Raw genomic sequence first — 12,692 nt, 5'->3', positions numbered from 1 at the left:
TTCAATGTTTTTCAATGAACTTTCTCATCTTTCTCTTCCAGAGAAAGTAGACAACCATCAGCACTGCAAAAAGAGCGATTCCCAGAATTTTTGAAAACTCTAGAAAGACCCTGCCAGCCGTCAGTGTGGTGAAGAAGAACACGCTTTCGTATATTAGATCTCCGGCCCATATCACAAGAAGTGTTCTGAAGGGTCTTTCCATGTATCCTGCAAGAAACGGTGTGGCCTTTCCCACCCACGGAACGAACTTGCAGAACAAAATCAGGATCTTTTCCGAAGAGATGTAAACATTCGAAAACTCCCTGAGGATTTTCTGAAAAACCTTCCAGTTGAGTCTGGAAAAGAAAGGTTTCAGCATCTTTCCCGCAAAGAAGGTAAGAGAGTCCCAACTTAAAAGTCCCAGGTAGATCGCAAAGAAAGCCGGTCCTGCCTGCATCTTCCCTGCTGAAATCAGTGTGGACGCTGCTAGAATAGGAAGGGGTGTTCCCGAGTTGTCGAAAAGAAACGTTGTCAAAAAGAGTAACAGATACTTCAAGTTTTCTCACTCCCTCTGCGAATATAATAGCGCACGGAGGTGATGAGGAAATAATCGATACGGTCGAAAGAACCAGTGAAAGGGTTCTGAACAAAATATTGATACTTTTTCTTGGAATTCCAGCCGTTTTTTCTCTAATCCGTGCCAAAATTGTTGAGACGGTGGGTTATTTCATATTCTGGCTGGGAGGTTTTTCCCCGTACGTGTACGAAAAGATCGTGCACCAGGAAGTGCCTGAAAAGACAAAACTGATGCTCTCTTCGTCCATATTTCTTCACTCCGTTCTGGGGCAGTTCATGAACTTCTACGAGAAGATCCCCTTCTGGGACAAGTACCTTCATTTCTATGGATCTTTCGTTGTCACTTACTTTTTCTATCAGATTCTGACAAAGAAATCCAGGTACTGGAACGAGGTTCCAGGAGCGATACTGATGGCCTTTCTTCTTGGTACCTTCTCTGGACTCCTCTGGGAGATCGCTGAATTCGTCACTGACAAGGTTGTTCCGGGATACAACACTCAAAAAGGACTGGACGACACGATGCTGGATCTCATCTTCGACCTTCTTGGAAGTTATGTGATGGCCAAAATCCTCTACAAAAAGAAGACAGGACACGTGTTCTGGAGACCGCGGTCATGAAAAACACCTATCTTTTTCTCACACTCGAAGGTATCTTTTCACTGTTCTATTCTTTGCTCGTTCAGGGTCCCGTTTTTACGGGACTTGCGATGCTTTTCAACCTGGATGAGTTCCTCCTAAGCATCGCCGCCGCCGTACCACCCATGATGCAGTTCTTTCAACTTTTCGCTTCTTTCTTCGTGCGAAAGTACAGAAAGAGGCGCTTTCTCGTCAACGTGTTCAACGCCCTGAGCAGATTCAGTTTTGCAGCGCTCGTTGTGTTCATTCTCCTTGGAAAAACAGATCCGATTGTCTTCATCGCTTCCCTGATGATCTCACAGATCTTTGCGGCCCTCTCAAGCAGCACCTGGAACTCCTGGATGAGAGATCTCATTCCCCCTGAAGAAAGGGGAAGGGTGTTCGGAAACAGAAACATGTTCCTTTCCATAGGCAACGCCTTCATAATATACCTCTACTCCTTCCTGGTCGATCGTTTCTCCATGGGTTTTGTCTTTGTGCTTCTCATCTCCTCGGTGGGAACTGTTCTTTCCATCCTCTCGATGAACAAGATTCCAGACGTCCCGGTAAAGGTATCGGGAAGTGGTGTCCCTCTGAAGGCCGTCTTCAAAGACGACAACTTCATGAGGTTCGTTCTCTTCACGTTCTACTGGAACATGGCGGTTACGTTCTCTTCTGCGTTCTACCATTACCACCTTCTGAAGAACCTGAACGTGAGTTACACCTACATCGCCTACATGATGATACTGAACAATTTCGTGGCGATGCTGGCCTACAGGGTTCTGGGAAAGATCTCCGACAACGTCGGACACAAAACGATAGCAGAGTTTGGAATAGTGCTTGCCTCACTTGTTTCTGGGATGTGGCTTTTCATGAACGGTGGAACGTACAGGACTTTGATGTTTGCAGATGCGGTGATCTCCTCTGTGGCCTGGTCTGCCATAAACCTGTCGCTTGCCATTCTCCCCATGGAGGTTGCCTTCGAATCGGACCCCATCTTTTTCGGCCTGAACGCTTCTTTTGCCAGTGTGGGAAGTCTGGCAGGCTCTTTCCTGGGCGGGATCGTCGCAAAACTTCTTTCTGACATCTACGTGAACGTAAGCGGTTTTGAGATCTACGGTCTTCAGATACTCTTTTTAATGGCTGGATTCTTCAGATTCTCTGCTATATTCCTGTTGAGGAAAGTTAAGGTGAGGCAGTACATTCCGTTCAGGGCGTTCATGTTGAGCACCCTATTTGTCACCCTGAGAAGGCCCGTGTACAGACTGATGGATGTGTATCTTATCCTGAAAAGGAGTGGTGAGCGTGTACGAAAGACTGCTGGAAGACTTAAGAAAAGGAAGGGTGATTCTGACGAGCAGGGCAAAGGACAGAGTTAACGGCATGACTATAGGGTGGGGATTCTTCGGCATCATGTGGGAAGAAGAGTACTTCATCACCGCTGTGAGGCCTCAGAGATTCACCTGGCGTCTCATCAAAGAGAGCAAAAGATTCACTCTGAACTTTCTGAGCGAAGAACACAGAGAGGCGCTTAACTACTTTGGACGGGTGAGTGGATACCAGGAAGACAAGTTCGAGAAGGTACTTCTTCACCTGGATGAACTGGAAGGCTTCAGTGCTCCCATAAAAGAAGCACACACACTGATCGAGTGCTCTGTGACTTTCGCAAACAACGTAGAGCCCTTCGTTCTTCCTCAGGAGATCATCGACAGGTTCTACAAAGATCACGGCTTCCACACGTTGTTTTTTGGGAAGATCGAGAAGGTGCTTCAGAGATGAAACTCGAGATACCCTTCGACGAAGAAGGGATTTTTCTTGAAAGGAAGACCAGATTCACGGGTATCGTCTCTGTTGGAAAAGAGAGAACACAGGCACACATCCACAACACAGGCCGTCTTCCACTGCTGTCACCTGGAAAAAGGGTCCTTTTAAAGCGGGCAAAATCCGAAAGGAGAAAGACAAAATGGGACCTTCTTGCGGTCGAATACAGAGAAGAGTTTGTCTTTGTTCACTCTGGATACCACAGCCTCGTGGCAGAAAGGATTCTCGGGGAGATGTTCCCGGGTGCCAGAATAGAAAGAGAAAAGACCTCAGGAAACAGCGTGCTGGATTTTCTGGTAGACGGGAAAACCTTTGTGGAAGTTAAGGGATGTACGTTCGAAGAAAACGGCGTTGCCATGTTTCCGGATGCTCCAACAGTGCGGGGAAAAAGACACGTGGAAGAACTGATCCGATGTGTTGAAAGTGGTTTCAGGGCGCTTCTTTTGATACTGGTTTTCCTTGAGAGCAGGTGTTTTCTTCCAAACAGAAAGGTTGATCCTTTCTTTTCCGAGATCTTCTGGCACGCTTTGAGCAAAGGGGTCGATGTTTGTGTATTCAGGTTAAAATATGATGGAGAGTATCTCCACTCGATGGGAAATCTGCCGATCTGCGAGGAGGTGTAAGAGATGGAGAATCCAACCATCGAGCAGCTTGTGAGAAGGTACGTGGAGATAAAGGACCTCATGAAGGAACTCAGGGCGGAGAAGAAAGAAATCGAGGAGGTTTTGAGAGAATACGCTCAGAGAACTGGAATCAGAGAATTCGAGGTGGATGGGAAAAAGGTCTTCTTCGAAGAGAAACTCAGTTTGAAAGTGAAATGAGCCCGCACGAGGCGGGCCTCACATTTGTTTCAACTTCTCTTCCTGTTCCTTCACAAGATCTTCCAGGGTGACGCTACCGAGTACCTTCTCTATTTCTTCTTCCACCCTCTTCCAGAGAGATCTGATGACACAGTCCAGTTCATCGGGACAGCCAGGCATGTCGAAGAACACCCTGGCCTTTCTGTCCAGAAGAAAGATGATATCGGACACTCTTATCTCCTTTGGCGGTCGTGCAAGCCTGTATCCTCCGGTCTTTCCTCTTTTTGTTTCCACGATGCCTGATTTCCTGAGGGTGTAGAGTATTTTCTCTGCGAACTCTCTGGGAACGGAGTTTTTTGCCTTTTCCAGTATCTCCGTCATCGAGAGGTATCTGTCGTACTCCTTTGCCATCACGATCATGAGTCTGAGAGCGTACTCACTCCGCATCGTGAACACGTCAATCCCTCCAGACGAAAACTCTGGACACGATCTTTCGGTTGTGAAGCGCCTCTCTTATGCTGTCCAGGTATATGTCGATCTTTCTTCCCTTTATGACTCCTCCGATGTCTTCCACGACGAAAACACCACCGTTTGGGGCGTCTCTGAGTTCAGGAATGTAAAGAACGGACCCGATGGGGAAGACAGACGTGTCAGCCGCGGCCGTTTGCCACTCCTTCGGTATTTTCCCGGATTTTGTGAGCCTGAAAGCAGGATGTTCAGGAAGTTTTCCGTCCTCCCACTCTGTGTAGAAACTGATTTCGAACTCTCCCATGTTCGAAAAGAACAGGAGCATGGGATCCTTCGGTTCTCCCTCCACGTAGAGTTCGAACTCCACGTTGCTTCCTCCGTATCCGATCGTCTCTCCCGCACCAACCCAGTCACCGACGTTGACTCTCACAACGGAAAGATTCCTGTACACGGTCTCCACGTCGTTTCCATGGTACACAACGACCGTTCCATCTTTTACGCTCTTCACCCTTCCCGGAAGAGCAGCCTTCACCTTCTGGCCGGAACTTTCCAGCACAACTCCCGAAGAGAACGAGCCATCCGATTTCAGGCCGAATCCAGCGACCACGATCTTTGGATCGGGCTTTTCTCCCACCGGGAAACTCGCAGAAAGATTCGTCACGGGCACTTTTATGATCTGTCCCGCTATGAGCTTTCTGGGGTCTTCTATTCCGTTGAGTTTCATGATCTTCTCCACTCCGTCCGGTCCTAGATTGAAGGCATCGCTGATCTTTGCAAGGGTGTCTCCCCGCTCCACCCTGACGAAAACGTATCCCTCTTCGATTCCAAGAATTCTGGCTATCTCGTAACTTCTCACCAGCCTTCTGAACTCGTCCAGGTACTTCCTCAACTGCTCGGTGTACGATGCCGGATTCACATTCACAAACTGGGAAGTATCGATGTTTTTCATCTCCTGCACTACTTGCTCCAGGTTCTTCTGGTTGTTTTCCAGCTGCGAGAGTCTGTTCTCTATTTGTTCGATGCGGCTTTCGATCTCATCGTTTGTGGTGTACACGACCGTTTCTCTGGCCTCGTTCTGTGACAGCACGCGCAGAGCCACCTTGGAGAGAAGTTTTTCTGAACTTTCCAGTCTTTTCTCCATTTCGTCAACACGCGAAGAGTTTCTCTCCAGACGGGAGACCCTCTCCTCCAGATCAAGGAGGATGTGCTTGAGATCTTCAGAAGGGGATGGGGAACTTCCGAGGGTGGCTATGCTCATCTTTCTTTCGAGTTCTGAGACCTTCGTCTTCAGATCTTCAAGATCAGACAGAACAGAGACAGCCTTCTCAACGGCAGGAAGTTTCATGGAAATGGTGTAGTAGCTACCTTCGATCTCATCCAGTCTTGTGCGGAATTCTTCCTGCAGGGAAGAAAGATCCTTTTTCAGGTACTCCATTTCTCTCTTCAGCGACTCCATCTCCTCCTGAGAGGCGTCCTGGGAGTTCACTCTTTTTTGAAGATCGTCGATCTTTTTCTCCAGAAGATCCATATGGGCGTTGATCTGCCTGATCTGTTCCTCCACTCTGTCCAGTTTTTCTCTCCATTCAGAAGGCACACACGCTCCAAGAAGAACCAGTACCAGAAGGAAGATCACGATCTTCTTAAGTCCTGCCATCTTTCTCTCCCCACTTTCGCATACAGGGAATCTCTGTGCTTTCCAAGGAGACGCTCGTACCACCTTGCAGCTTCTTTCCTGTTTCCAAGGATCTGATTCAACACTCCGAGGTAGAAGAGTATCATGGGCTCATCCGACTCTTCATAACTGTCGTATTTGAAGTGATTTTCAAATTCCCTCAGAGCACGCTCAAGGTATCGCTTTTCATCTTCTGGTTTTCCCATTTCTCTGAAGATCCAGGCGATCTTGAGGTAGGAAATTGCCACTTTCTTCCGCTGATTCAAAACAGAGTACACGATTCCGCTCAGTGCGTACCGCTTTATCGCTTCTGTGGGTGTTTCTTCGTCCTTTATTTTGATCTTCTTTCTGGCCTCTTCGAGCAGTTTTTTGAGTTTTTTCTCTGTTTCCTCACCTTTTATTTTGATGGTTTCAAAATCCCTGTCGAACGCGGAAAAGTAGCAGTTTGGACACGTTACTACCTCGTAGAGCATGGGATTTACATCCTCAAAGATTGGTTTCAGGTCGATGTCTCTCGATTTGATCTTCACCGCATCGAAGAAGACCATCTTTTTTTTGAACCTGTGTCCGCAGAAAGGGCACGTGAACTCTTTTTCCCAGAAGGTTCTCATTCGGAAAGGAGCACCTCCACGAACGCGTTGGGGTCGAAAGGTTTCAGGTCGTCTTCTTTTTCACCAACTCCCACGAACTTTATGGGAATTCCCAACTCCTTTGCTATGGCAAGGACAATTCCACCCTTTGCGGTACCATCGAGCTTTGTCAGAATGATTCCTGTGACGTCCACCGCATCTTTGAACACCTTCGCCTGAACGAGTCCGTTCTGCCCTGTGGTGGCGTCTATCACAAGGAGCACCTCGTGTGGAGCCTCCGGGATCTTTTTCTTTATCACCCTGTGGACCTTTCTCAGTTCTTCCATGAGGTTCTTCTTCGTGTGAAGCCTTCCAGCGGTGTCTATTATCACCACGTCCTTGTTTCTGGCAAGAGCGTGGGAGACGGCATCGAACGCAACGGCAGCGGGATCTGCACCTTCTGAATGGGCTATCACGGTGGCGCCGACGCGATCTCCCCAGAGTTTGAGCTGTTCTATGGCAGCGGCTCTGAAGGTGTCGGCGGCTGCCAGTACAACGCTTTTTCCTCTATCAGCGAACATCTTTGCGAGTTTGCCACAGGATGTGGTCTTTCCCGTTCCGTTCACACCGACCACGGTTATCACGAAGGGGGGGTTGTCCGGTTCGTTCAGTGCTGTGTCGAAGTTCAGAATTTCAAGAAGGGTTTCTCTCAGTGCTTCCAGGGCGTTTCCATCTTTCTCCTCGAGCCTTTCCAAAATGTACTCTGTTGTTTCAATACCAACGTCTGCCTGAATGAGAAGTTCTTCGAGTTTTTCGCGGGTTTCGTCGTCGAGTTTCTTTCCTTTAAGAAGACTCACCACTTTTCCAAAGAACGCATCTTTTGTTTTCTGAAGACCCTTTTTCAGAAAGTCAAAGAGTCCCATCTTTTCTACCTCCCGATTTTTCCATCAATATAAGAATACCACATGTGTTTTTTGAACCGTCTGGGGAAGATGTGTGTCTAAGAAACCGGAAACCTCACCGAAGGAGGGATCAAGGATGAAGAAATTTCTCGCACTCATCTTAACTGTGGTTGTTCTCTCCAGCGTCTTTCCATACGTCAATCCCGACTACGAAAGTCCCATCGTGAAGGTTGTGGAGGCGTGTGCACCGGCCGTTGTGAAGATAGATGTGACGAAAACGGTGAGAACCTCCTTCTTTGACCCCTATTTTGAGGACTTCTTCAGGAAGTGGTTTGGAGAACTCCCTCCGGGTTTTGAAAGACAGGTTTCCAGCCTTGGATCTGGTTTCATCTTCGATCCTGAAGGTTACATCCTCACCAACTACCACGTGGTCGGTGGGGCCGACAACATCACCGTGACGCTGCTGGATGGAAGCAAGTACGATGCAGAGTACATAGGTGGTGACGAAGAACTCGACATCGCCGTTATAAAGATCAAGGCAACAGACAAAAAATTTCCATACCTTGGGTTTGGTGATTCGGACAAGGTGAAAATCGGTGAGTGGGCAATAGCCATAGGAAATCCGCTTGGATTCCAGCACACGGTGACCGTGGGTGTGGTCAGTGCTACGAACAGAAAAATACCAAAGCCCGATGGCAGCGGATATTACGTGGGACTCATCCAGACGGACGCAGCGATAAACCCCGGAAACAGTGGAGGTCCTCTTCTGAACATCCACGGTGAGGTGATCGGAATAAACACCGCAATAGTCAATCCTCAAGAGGCGGTGAACCTTGGGTTCGCCATACCCATAAACACAGTGAAGAAGTTCCTGGACACCATTCTCACCAAAAAGAAGGTTGAGAAAGCCTACCTCGGTGTGACCGTCATGACCCTCACAGAAGAGACGGCCAAAGCCCTGGGACTTGAAACCACAAGCGGTGCCCTCATAACGAGTGTACAGAAAGGCTCTCCCGCAGAAAAAGCCGGCCTCAAGGAAGGTGACGTGATTCTCAAAGTCGATGATCAGGATGTGAGGAGTCACGAAGAACTCGTTTCCATCATCCACACCTACAAACCAGGAGACACCGCAACTCTCACCATAGAGAGGAAAGGAAAGATCATGAAAGTTCAGGTAACGTTCGGATCTTCCTCTGAAGAGGAAACCGCGGCAGCAGAAGGAGAAAAAACGATAGACGTTCTCGGAATCACGGTGGCCAACATCACACCGGCGGACAGAGAAACTTATTCGATCCCAGAAGAGATCCGGGGAGTCATAGTAAGAGAGAGCAGCGGAAAGTTCGGAATCCAGAAAGGAGACATCATCGTAGCAGTTTACATAAATGGAAGAAGATATGATATAAATTCAGTGGAGGATCTCGAAAGAGTCGCTTCAGGAATCAAGAAAGGAGACTATGTGGCTCTGTACATCTACAGAAACGGTGCGAGGGTGTTTGTGAGTTTTATCTATCAGAGATAGAGGAACCTCCCCTCAATGTCAATAAAGCCCCCTGCGGTGGTTCCCCCTCCAGTGGAGGGGGATTTTTTTTGATATCATAGAAACGAGGTGAGAAGGATGATACCACTTTCCAGACCGGATATAACAGAAGAAGACATAGAAGAAGTCGTGGAAGTTCTGAAGAGTGGCAGACTGAGCCTGGGAGATCACACCAGAAAGTTCGGCGAAGTCGTGGCCCAGTACGTAGGAGCAAAGTACGGCTGGCCCGTCAGCAGCGGAACCGCAGCCCTTCATCTCATACTGGAGAGTTTGGACGTGAAAGAAGGAGACATCGTTCTTGTTCCCTCCTTCACTTTCATTGCTTCTGTGAACGTCATCCTCATGAAAAAGGCAATTCCCGTTTTTGTGGACGTGGACAGAAGAACACTGAACGTCTCTTCTGAGACACTTGAAGATGCCATCAAAAGGTGTCTGAAGGGATTCAAACAGGGAGATGTTCACATAAAAGGTGTTCCCGGGTTCTTCATGGCGGTGGATGTGTTCGGGCATCCCCTCGACTGGGACGGTGTGCTGGAAGTTTGCAGCAGGTACGGGATCACTGTGATAGAGGATTCATGTGAGGCCCTCGGTTCAGAATACAAAGGAAAGAAAACGGGAACCTTCGGTGTGGCGGGAGCTTTTGCCTTTTACCCGAACAAGCAGATCACCACCGGAGAAGGTGGGGTCGTTGTGACAGACAGCGAACAGATCTTCACACTCGTAAAGAGCATGAGCAACCAGGGAAGGGGAGAAGACGAGAAGTGGCTTTATCATGTGAGGTTTGGCTACAACTACAGGATCGATGAGATGTCCGCTGCACTCGGTTTATCGCAGATGGAGAGGATCGACAGGATACTGGAAAAGCGTTCAGAGGCGGCAGACAGATACTCGAAGATGCTGAAGGATCTTCCATGGGTTCAGGTTCCCGTTGTCGAAGAATACGTGACCAGAATGAGCTGGTTCGTTTACGTGATCAGACTGAACGGACCGGACAGAGACCGCGTTATGAAATACATGGAAGAAAAGGGTGTTCAGGTGAGAAATTACTTCCATCCCGTTCATCTTCAGCCCTTTTACGAGAAGACGTTTGGAAACATGAGAGGACTTCTGCCCGTAACGGAAGAAGAATCTAAAAAGACGCTCGCGCTTCCCTTCTTCACAAACATATCCCCGAAAGAACAGGAGCGTGTGGTGGAAATCCTCGAGGAGGCGGTGGAAAGGGTTGGCTAGTTTTTTTCTCAGTGTTTTATCTGGGGTTCTCACGGCCCTTTCAATGCCCGGCTTTCTATCCGGGGCTTTGATCTGGTTTTCCCTGATCCCTCTTCTCTTCGCCATGGAGCGGGTGGGGATCTGGAAGAAGGCACTCCTTTCGTTTCTCTACTTCTTCACACACATTCTAATTACCTTCTTCTGGGTTCTTCCAACATTGACGGAGAACCTTCCTTTTGTTTTTGGAAGGTACCCGTCGTGGCTCGGTGTTGTGGTGTATCTTTTGATGGGAGTCATAGAGGCTGCTCCGTTCTTTGGTTTTGGATTCCTTTCCCACTTTGCACCGCGTGGAACGCTTCTGAGGTCACTCTATCTTGCTTCCATCTACACGATGTTTGAGTACATCCGTGGGATCGGAGAACTGGGGTTCACAGGAGGAAGGATCTCCGAGGCCCTGTTCAGACACACCGGTCTTTTGCAAGTTGTTTCTGTCACGGGAACACTGGGTCTTGTGTTTCTGATAGTGTTTCTGAACACCGTCTTCTACGAACTTCTGAAGAAAAGAAAGGCTGTTTTCATTTTTGTGCTGATCGCTCTTGTTTACATCCTCAACGCCACGGTGGAACATCTTCTTCCACTACCGGAGAGTGGAACGTTCGAAGTGATGGCTCTTCAGCCCAACGTTTCCACCTCTTTGAAGTACTTCACGTCGAGCGAGAACATGCTCAACATCCTCGAAGATATGTTGAAAGGAAAAGAAGACCACGTTGTGATCACACCCGAGGCGTTTTTCCTGGAAGATGTCAGGTATTCATCTGTTTCGAACAGTTTGAAGGAGATTTCAAGAAAAAACTCGATCATCCTTGGCTTTCCGGCCAGTGGAAGAAACAGTGTTTTTCTGCTGGAAAACGGTGAGTTCAAAAGAGTCTACTCGAAGGTGAAACTCTTTCCCTTCGTCGAAACACTTCCTTATCCTAAAGTCTTTGGTGTCTTCAGTTTTTTGAGAGGGCTCTCTTACTATGAACCCGGTGAAGAATTTTCCGTCTTCAAAGTGAGAGAAAGTCCTTCGTTTTCCGTTCAGATATGTTTTGAGAGTTACTTTCCGGAGGTGTCCCGAAACTTCGTGAAAAACGGAAGCGAGTTCCTTGTGACCGTGACGAACGACGGATGGTTTCACTACAAAGTGGCGCTGATCAACCACTTTGTTCAGGGAGTCTTCAGGGCCGCTGAAACAAGAAGACAGTTTCTTCAGGTTGCAAACACGGGTATCACCGGGCTGATAGACGAGTACGGTAGAATTCTCAGGGTGCTTCCATCTGAAGAAAGGCTTCTGGGACTGTTTCATGTGAAACCGAGAAAGGGAGAAACTTTCTACGTGAAATTCGGAGACTGGTTCTTCTACTTCTCGATTCTTCTCAGTGGTCTTTCCTGGGTGCTATCGAAACTGTGAGGTGATGATAATGAAGGTTTCAGAGTTCGATTACGAACTTCCGCCAGAGCTCATCGCACAGGAGCCGGTAGAACCGCGTGACGCCTCGCGTCTCATGGTTCTTCACAGAAAGACAAAAAAGATAGAACATCGTATCTTTCGTGAAATAGTAGAGTATCTGGAACCTGGTGATCTTCTCGTTCTGAACGTTTCAAAGGTGATACCTGCTCGCCTTTACGCAAAGAAGAAAACAGGTGCACACATAGAGATACTCCTTCTTGATCGCCTGGAGGAAGGAATCTGGCGCTGTCTTGTGAAGCCCGGCCAGAAGGTGAAGAAGGGAACTGAACTGTTGATCGATAACAATCTTTCGGCAGTCTGTCTCGACAGAAGCGAGGATGGAACAAGGATACTGGAGTTTCGACCGAAAAACGACGACCTCATCCTCAAAAAAGGAAAAGCCCCGCTTCCTCCCTACATAAAGAAGGAAGTTCCGCTGGACAGGTATCAGACTGTCTATGCAAAAGAAAACGGGTCCGTTGCAGCACCGACTGCCGGGCTTCATTTCACACCTGAGTTGATAGAGAAGTTGAAAGAGAAGGGAGTAGAATTTGCCGAGATCGTTCTTCATGTTGGAATAGGGACCTTCAGGCCGGTGAAGGTAGAAGAAGTGGAAAAACACAGAATGCACGAGGAATACTACCGGGTACCCAGGGAGGCCGTCAGAAAGATCAGAGAAACAAAAGAGAAAGGAAAGAGGGTTGTGGCGGTTGGGACCACAACCGTGAGGACTCTGGAGACGATAGCCCGGCTTCCCGAGCAGGAGGAGTACGCGGGAAAGACGGATCTTTTCATATACCCTCCTTTCGAGTTCAAGATGGTCGATGCACTGATCACGAACTTTCATCTTCCCAGATCAACCCTCCTCATGCTGGTTGCGGCGTTCGCCGGAAAGGACTTCATCATGGAAGCCTACAGGGAGGCTGTGAAGAGAAGATACAGATTCTTCTCTTTCGGTGATGCGATGCTGATTCTGTAGCGGTTTGGAAAACACGACTTTCTCTTAAACAGATGGTATAAAAACCGAAAATATGTGAACAGTATAATGGAGGTCG

Annotated in this window: 14 protein-coding genes; 9 read left to right on the top strand and 5 right to left on the bottom strand. The window is 48.2% G+C overall.

The window, feature by feature from the left end; translation table 11 throughout:
• Position 1: 1 nt before the first annotated feature.
• Entirely contained in the window at positions 2-514 is a 513-nt protein-coding gene (locus CTN_RS00490) for a DedA family protein (protein ID WP_012644989.1), read from the bottom strand.
• Positions 515-588: 74 nt separating this feature from the next.
• On the opposite strand from CTN_RS00490, the gene CTN_RS00485 reads away from it, so the two are divergent.
• From CTN_RS00485 to CTN_RS00465, 5 genes are read left to right on the top strand one after another with little or no spacing between them, the layout of a single operon-like run.
• Entirely contained in the window at positions 589-1,173 is a 585-nt protein-coding gene (locus CTN_RS00485; protein ID WP_414625524.1) for a DUF2238 domain-containing protein, read from the top strand.
• Complete coding sequence (locus tag CTN_RS00480) at positions 1,170-2,549, top strand: MFS transporter (RefSeq protein WP_012644988.1); 1,380 nt, start codon at positions 1,170-1,172, stop codon at positions 2,547-2,549. Before CTN_RS00485 ends, CTN_RS00480 begins: the two co-directional genes overlap by 4 nt.
• Positions 2,470-2,949 carry a flavin reductase family protein gene (locus CTN_RS00475; protein WP_081434628.1) on the top strand — a complete coding sequence of 160 codons (480 nt, stop codon included), beginning with the start codon at positions 2,470-2,472 and terminating at the stop codon, positions 2,947-2,949. The genes CTN_RS00480 and CTN_RS00475 overlap by 80 nt, the downstream gene beginning before the upstream one ends.
• A complete protein-coding gene (gene sfsA / locus CTN_RS00470; RefSeq protein ID WP_012644986.1) occupies positions 2,946-3,614 on the top strand; it encodes a DNA/RNA nuclease SfsA in 669 nt (222 codons plus the stop codon). Before CTN_RS00475 ends, sfsA begins: the two co-directional genes overlap by 4 nt.
• A gap of 3 nt (positions 3,615-3,617) precedes the next feature.
• Positions 3,618-3,812 (top strand): hypothetical protein, encoded by a 195-nt coding sequence (locus CTN_RS00465; protein ID WP_012644985.1) that lies wholly within the window; start codon positions 3,618-3,620, stop codon positions 3,810-3,812.
• Positions 3,813-3,830: 18 nt separating this feature from the next.
• On the opposite strand, the gene CTN_RS00460 is transcribed toward CTN_RS00465, so the two are convergent.
• Genes CTN_RS00460 through ftsY form a run of 4 tightly spaced genes read right to left on the bottom strand, consistent with a single transcriptional unit; the run spans position 3,831 to position 7,423 of the window.
• Positions 3,831-4,238 carry an Rrf2 family transcriptional regulator gene (locus CTN_RS00460; protein WP_231555936.1) on the bottom strand — a complete coding sequence of 136 codons (408 nt, stop codon included), beginning with the start codon at positions 4,236-4,238 and terminating at the stop codon, positions 3,831-3,833.
• Positions 4,239-4,248: 10 nt separating this feature from the next.
• Positions 4,249-5,913, bottom strand: coding sequence for a peptidoglycan DD-metalloendopeptidase family protein (locus CTN_RS00455; RefSeq protein ID WP_012644983.1), 1,665 nt, complete (start codon positions 5,911-5,913; stop codon positions 4,249-4,251).
• Positions 5,889-6,542 carry a DUF2225 domain-containing protein gene (locus CTN_RS00450; RefSeq protein ID WP_012644982.1) on the bottom strand — a complete coding sequence of 218 codons (654 nt, stop codon included), beginning with the start codon at positions 6,540-6,542 and terminating at the stop codon, positions 5,889-5,891. The genes CTN_RS00455 and CTN_RS00450 overlap by 25 nt, the downstream gene beginning before the upstream one ends.
• On the bottom strand, positions 6,539-7,423 hold the full coding sequence (gene ftsY / locus CTN_RS00445) for a signal recognition particle-docking protein FtsY (protein ID WP_012644981.1): 885 nt from the start codon (positions 7,421-7,423) through the stop codon (positions 6,539-6,541). The genes CTN_RS00450 and ftsY overlap by 4 nt, the downstream gene beginning before the upstream one ends.
• Positions 7,424-7,538: 115 nt before the next feature.
• Between ftsY and CTN_RS00440 the strand changes: the two genes are divergently transcribed.
• The 4 genes from CTN_RS00440 (at position 7,539) to queA (ending at position 12,616) form a co-directional block, all read left to right on the top strand.
• A complete protein-coding gene (locus CTN_RS00440) occupies positions 7,539-8,921 on the top strand; it encodes a DegQ family serine endoprotease (RefSeq protein WP_012644980.1) in 1,383 nt (460 codons plus the stop codon).
• 96 nt (positions 8,922-9,017) lie between these two features.
• Positions 9,018-10,169, top strand: coding sequence for a DegT/DnrJ/EryC1/StrS family aminotransferase (locus CTN_RS00435; protein ID WP_038066311.1), 1,152 nt, complete (start codon positions 9,018-9,020; stop codon positions 10,167-10,169).
• Complete coding sequence (lnt, locus tag CTN_RS00430; RefSeq protein ID WP_041437364.1) at positions 10,162-11,598, top strand: apolipoprotein N-acyltransferase; 1,437 nt, start codon at positions 10,162-10,164, stop codon at positions 11,596-11,598. Before CTN_RS00435 ends, lnt begins: the two co-directional genes overlap by 8 nt.
• Before the next feature lie 10 nt (positions 11,599-11,608).
• Positions 11,609-12,616, top strand: coding sequence for a tRNA preQ1(34) S-adenosylmethionine ribosyltransferase-isomerase QueA (queA, locus tag CTN_RS00425; protein ID WP_038066286.1), 1,008 nt, complete (start codon positions 11,609-11,611; stop codon positions 12,614-12,616).
• Positions 12,617-12,692 lie beyond the last annotated feature (76 nt).

The sequence above is a fragment of the Thermotoga neapolitana DSM 4359 genome, assembly GCF_000018945.1.
GTDB lineage: Bacteria > Thermotogota > Thermotogae > Thermotogales > Thermotogaceae > Thermotoga > Thermotoga neapolitana.
Note: the sequence above shows the minus strand (reverse complement) of the source record. Positions and strands in the feature narration are given on the sequence as shown.